This is a genomic window from Sphaerospermopsis reniformis, assembly GCF_005402885.1.
Lineage (GTDB): Bacteria > Cyanobacteriota > Cyanobacteriia > Cyanobacteriales > Nostocaceae > Sphaerospermopsis > Sphaerospermopsis kisseleviana.
On sequence record NZ_BJCE01000400.1, the window covers coordinates 1 to 2,772 of the forward strand.

General features: G+C 37.2%; 5 protein-coding genes and 2 pseudogenes. 3 read left to right on the forward strand and 4 right to left on the reverse strand.

Translation table 11 applies throughout. From position 1 onward, the window contains the following. Window positions 1-106 precede the first annotated feature (106 nt). Window positions 107-295 carry a hypothetical protein gene (locus tag FFR48_RS26890; RefSeq protein WP_137669464.1) on the reverse strand — a complete coding sequence of 63 codons (189 nt, stop codon included), beginning with the start codon at window positions 293-295 and terminating at the stop codon, window positions 107-109. Then, window positions 295-696 carry a hypothetical protein gene (locus tag FFR48_RS26895; RefSeq protein ID WP_096571922.1) on the reverse strand — a complete coding sequence of 134 codons (402 nt, stop codon included), beginning with the start codon at window positions 694-696 and terminating at the stop codon, window positions 295-297. Before FFR48_RS26895 ends, FFR48_RS26890 begins: the two co-directional genes overlap by 1 nt. Window positions 697-826: 130 nt before the next feature. On the opposite strand from FFR48_RS26895, the pseudogene FFR48_RS26900 reads away from it, so the two are divergent. Next, window positions 827-1,420: pseudogene (locus tag FFR48_RS26900) on the forward strand (DUF3370 family protein); the annotation flags it as partial. A 68-nt stretch (window positions 1,421-1,488) separates the two neighbouring features. Here FFR48_RS26900 and FFR48_RS26905 read toward each other — a convergent pair. Continuing rightward, window positions 1,489-1,794, reverse strand: a complete 306-nt coding sequence (locus FFR48_RS26905; RefSeq protein WP_137669465.1) for a small RNA NsiR4-regulated ssr1528 family protein — start codon at window positions 1,792-1,794, stop codon at window positions 1,489-1,491. Here FFR48_RS26905 and FFR48_RS26910 point away from each other — a divergent pair. Together FFR48_RS26910 and FFR48_RS26915 are read left to right on the forward strand one after the other, a co-directional pair. Next, window positions 1,788-2,177, forward strand: a complete 390-nt coding sequence (locus tag FFR48_RS26910) for a hypothetical protein (protein ID WP_137669466.1) — start codon at window positions 1,788-1,790, stop codon at window positions 2,175-2,177. The two genes, FFR48_RS26905 and FFR48_RS26910, sit on opposite strands and share 7 nt — an antisense overlap. A gap of 42 nt (window positions 2,178-2,219) precedes the next feature. Further along, complete coding sequence (locus FFR48_RS26915; RefSeq protein ID WP_096571920.1) at window positions 2,220-2,603, forward strand: hypothetical protein; 384 nt, start codon at window positions 2,220-2,222, stop codon at window positions 2,601-2,603. Here FFR48_RS26915 and FFR48_RS29785 read toward each other — a convergent pair. Then, window positions 2,587-2,772 (reverse strand): annotated as a pseudogene (locus FFR48_RS29785) (hypothetical protein); the annotation flags it as partial. The gene FFR48_RS26915 and the pseudogene FFR48_RS29785 sit on opposite strands and share 17 nt — an antisense overlap.

The window sequence follows — 2,772 nt, forward strand, 5'->3', positions numbered from 1 at the left end:
CAGTAGAACAGTTAGAAGAATTATTAAATAAATTGCTAAACGAAGGAGGTCTTATTATTAAATGGGAGCGCAAAGTTAAAAATAAAGGTAATGCTGTTTATTCGATTTAGCTGCACAACAGCTTACCCTCTACCTTATGTAATCTGGTTTTAGGAAAATTTCTAGTTCGGTGACATTCATTATCTTCTAACTCAGCTAAAGCTTCCAGAAAATCAATTTTCAGATATTCTGGAAGAATTTTCATTGCTTCATGAATGACACCATATTCATCTAACAGAGGTTTAATTTGTGCCATTAACAACACTGAATTTCTAAAGCTGGGTTTTCTTCTACCGTGAAATCTTGATAAATCATTTCTGCAACTGCATTATAAGCTTGTTGTGCATTTTCTTGATTAACTAATCTAAATAAAGTGATTAAAATACAACCAAAAATTGGATCATCATCAATAGTTAAAATTATTCTTTGTTGATCGTTAATTTTGAGACAATATATAGTAGAATCATAGTCATGATTTAGTTTAATGTTTCTGAGTTGTTCACTATGTTCATAAAAAGAATTATTAATTAAATTATTTTCAGATGATAACAATTCAAAATTTCGATTCATTTCCTTAATAATTCTAAACTTCTCTGTATCTGTAAACTTTTCTAAATCTTTTTCAAAATCCTTAGTAGATTCAATGAGTATATCCATTTATTGAACTCCTGAGTCGAAATGACTGGGTTACTTTAAATTTACACGCATTACAGAAAATCAGAAATTAACCTTCCATATATTGTATCCAGTTCATAACATTCGGAAAAACTGACTGGAAAAATCAAATATGGGAATTTTGCAAGCCAAAAACCACATCCTCAAACCTGTATTCATCATCATATCAGGATTAGCGATTACTCAAACTATCGGCTGTACAACTTTCAATAGCTATCATCAAAAAAATCAAGTAAACGCTCAAACACCTACAAAACCAGCACCACAAGAAATTGTGCAAGTGGGAGAAATACGTCCTTTACCTGGTAGTTTAGATAAAATACCGGTTTTTAATAACAACAGTCCAGAATGGATCAAAAATGAAGGTATTCTACTTTCTACTTTTACACCTAATAAGAAAAAAGTTCCAGCCGCACATTTAAACTTTCCCATTCAAGGCAGATTTGATCTATTTGCTCATCATTATACCCACACTCCCAAGGATTTACAAACCTTATATATAGGAGTAATTTTACACAACCCTAGTAAAAAACCTATCACCATTAACGTTTTACAAGGTGCGAGTTATTTAATGACAGAAGCACCTTTTGTTACCTTACAACCCTACATAGAAAATAACGATGGTAAAGCATTTTCTGGACCAGGTGCGAGAGCAGTAGCGGATGTTTTGCGGGGAGTACGTCAAAAACAATTTCCGGCGAAATTAGATTTTGTGTTGGGTTACGCTGTTGCTAACCCAACCTACTATTCTAAAATCCAAAATCTAAAATTGTATTATTTACCACCATAGAAAAAGGCAACTTCTTTTTCTTTTAAAGGAGCAAAACCAGCATCAACCAGCTTTGCGTCTAACTCAGCTTGGGGAATATGCTTTGCACCAATACGGACGATCCTAGAACGCATAGTATTAGATACACCACTGCGTTGTCTACCAGCTTCTAAACCCATGACTTGATTATATAGTTCCAACTTAGCAGCAGGAATAGGAGAACCGTCAAAATCAATTCCTTGTGCGATCGCTACATCAACAGCATCAGCACCTGTAGTAGCTTGATTTTTTACATTAGTTTCAGTTGTCATGGCTATTAAATTCTCAAAGTTATAGGTATATATTACCAGGTCATTGGGCATTGGGCATTGGGTTATTAGTCTTCCCCAGTCCCCAGTCACCAGTCCCTCACAAGGGTAGGTATTTTACATTGTCGTCAGGGCAAGACTTGGTGGACAAGGTGGACAAGGTGACAAGGGAGGAAAACAGTACAAAGTCTGTATTCTTAGTCACAAAAATAGTCCGTCAAAAAACCATTGTCCGTATAAAATCTTCCTTGTCCACTTTCCTTCCTTGTCTTCCTAGTCCTGCCTCAACAGATAATATTAAAAACCTACCCCTGTCAGGTCCCCAGTCACCAGTCCCCAGTCACCAGTCCCCAGTCCCCTACACTTGCCACTTTGGGAAATTTTAGTTTAATCTCGAACCAGCGGTATAGCCATTTTTAGGTGATGCTATGTCTGATGCCCACACTCCTCGTAACAAAGACCGCAGCCTCGAACAAGCTCTAACTAACAAAATTATCGACGATTACTTCGAGAATTCTGAAAGTTGGCTGAGAGCAATTTTGCGGATGTGTATTTTCTCCCTCTCTAAAATCAATGGAGAATCCGTTTTTATCGTCGAATGTCCGAATCAAGCCGTAGCAAAGCGCCTGAGTCGTAAAACTTATCCATTTCGAGGAATGGTATATTTTTTAACTGATAATTTTGATGACCGCGATCGCACGTTATTTTGTTATAAAGACGAACGGAAGGGAAATTGGCGATGTTTTGATACTAGCACCAATACTTGGCAATCTTTAAGCAGTCTGCAATCATCTACTACTCCAATGGAATAGGGACTGGGGACTGGGGACTGGGGACTGGGGACTGGTGACTGGTGACTTGTGACTGGTGACTCGGGACTGGTGACTCGAGACTACAGTCTGCTGTCTGGTGTCTTGTAACTATTTTCTGGATACTCATGATCGCGAAATCAATTTCATGTTTTACCATCCCATATTCCTT